Raw genomic sequence first — 653 nt, 5'->3', positions numbered from 1 at the left:
GTGCTGCAGCTGCTCCGCTAACAAGCGGACGACATCTTAAGACGACTATGGCGGCGGGGCTTCGGCCCCGCCGCTTTCTTTTTGCGCCGGCACCAAAGTGCCGCGGCAAAGCGCAGACGATGCATTCGGATGCAGCCGATTGCTCACTCTCAGTTATGGTTGACAAGTTGCAAACATCGCGTCGCTGCACGGAAAAGCGTCATCCAATCATGACGATATGAGCGAGCCAGATCCGGCTTCGATCGCGGACATGGTGAATCCACGCAAGGACTGGCGCGACACGCTTCATGCTTTGTTAGCCGTCTGCGTTCACCGTCCCGGACATCGATTAATCCTAATCGAAGTTTGTTGCGTTGCGTACCAGAAGGGTAACACTCAATGTCCGGTATTGTTCTCTCCTCGTCGGTTCGTCAGAACCTGCTCTCCCTCCAGTCCACCGCTGATCTTCTCGCCACCACGCAGAGCCGCCTGTCGACCGGCAAGAGCGTCAACTCGGCCTTGGACAATCCCACCAACTTCTTCACCGCACAGTCGCTCGACAACCGCGCCAGCGACATCAACAATCTCCTCGATGGCATCGCCAACGGCGTGCAGGTGCTGCAGGCCGCCAACACCGGCATCACCTCGCTGCAGAAGCTGATCGACTCTGCGAA

1 protein-coding gene is annotated in these 653 nt (G+C 57.9%); it reads left to right on the top strand.

All coding sequences use genetic code 11. The features are described from left to right. Window positions 1-378 precede the first annotated feature (378 nt). A partial coding sequence (locus AC0L2J_RS34760; RefSeq protein WP_473251516.1) for a flagellin N-terminal helical domain-containing protein occupies window positions 379-653 on the top strand: 275 nt, incomplete at its 3' end.

This window comes from Bradyrhizobium sp. MV1.5 (genome assembly GCF_055807615.1).
Note: the sequence above shows the minus strand (reverse complement) of the source record. Positions and strands in the feature narration are given on the sequence as shown.